This is a genomic window from Hyphomonas chukchiensis (genome assembly GCF_000682695.1).
Lineage (GTDB): Bacteria > Pseudomonadota > Alphaproteobacteria > Caulobacterales > Hyphomonadaceae > Hyphomonas > Hyphomonas chukchiensis.
In genome coordinates this window covers 1-1205 of record NZ_AWFG01000073.1, presented here as the reverse complement: position 1 = coordinate 1205, position 1205 = coordinate 1, and the positions used below count along the sequence as shown (strand labels likewise).

The following is a 1205-nucleotide window of genomic DNA, read 5'->3' as shown; positions in this document are numbered from 1 at the left end:
AAGGAGAGGCCCGATGGGCAAGGCAAAGTTTGAACGCAACAAGCCGCACGTGAACATCGGCACGATTGGACACGTTGACCACGGCAAGACGACGCTGACGGCGGCCATTTCGATGGTGCTGGCCGAGGCATCGGGTGGCGAAGCGAAATCGTATGCAGATATCGACTCGGCGCCCGAAGAAAAAGCACGCGGCATCACGATCAACACGGCGCACGTGGAATACGAGACGGAAAACCGTCACTATGCCCACGTCGACTGCCCGGGCCACGCTGACTATGTGAAGAACATGATCACCGGTGCGGCGCAGATGGACGGCGCGATCCTGGTTGTGAACGCGGCTGACGGCCCGATGCCGCAGACGCGCGAGCACATCCTGCTGGCCAAGCAGGTCGGCGTGCCGGCCATGGTTGTCTTCCTGAACAAGGTTGACCAGGTTGACGATGCCGAGCTTCTGGAACTGGTCGAGATGGAAGTGCGCGAGCTTCTGACCTCGTACGACTTCCCGGGCGACGACATTCCGATCATCGCGGGTTCCGCGCTGGCCGCTGTTGAAGGCCGCAATCCTGAAATCGGCAAGGACAAGGTTCTTGAGCTGATGGCAGCGGTTGATGCCTACATCCCGACACCTGAGCGTCCGCTGGACAAGCCGTTCCTGATGCCTGTGGAAGACGTGTTCTCGATCTCGGGCCGTGGTACGGTTGTGACGGGCCGTGTCGAACAGGGCGTCGTCAAGGTTGGCGAGGAAATCGAGATTGTCGGCATCCGTCCGACCGTCAAGACGACCTGCACGGGCGTTGAAATGTTCCGCAAGCTGCTCGACCAGGGCCAGGCTGGCGACAATATCGGCGCGCTGCTTCGCGGTATCGACCGTGAAGGCGTCGAGCGCGGCCAGGTTCTCTGCAAGCCCGGTTCGATCACGCCGCACACGACGTTCGAAGCCGAAGCCTATATCCTGACGAAGGAAGAGGGTGGCCGTCACACGCCATTCTTCACCAACTATCGTCCGCAGTTCTACTTCCGCACGACCGACGTGACGGGCGTGGTGACGCTGCCGGCCGACAAGGAAATGGTTCTGCCAGGCGATAACGTGAAAATGGACGTCGAGCTGATCCAGCCGATCGCCATGGACCAGGGCCTGCGCTTCGCCATCCGCGAAGGCGGCCGTACCGTCGGCGCAGGCGTCGTCTCCGCCATCAAGAAATAAG

General features: G+C 61.2%; 1 protein-coding gene. It reads left to right on the top strand.

The window, feature by feature from the left end:
• Positions 1-13: 13 nt before the first annotated feature.
• Positions 14-1204, top strand: coding sequence for an elongation factor Tu (gene tuf / locus HY30_RS16565; protein ID WP_034743456.1), 1191 nt, complete (start codon positions 14-16; stop codon positions 1202-1204).
• Position 1205: the final 1 nt, after the last annotated feature.

Bases quoted from the DNA above. Each gene is read 5' to 3' on its own strand.
- tuf (WP_034743456.1), top strand. From the start codon at position 14: ATGGGCAAGGCAAAGTTTGAACGCAACAAGCCGCACGTGAACATCGGC.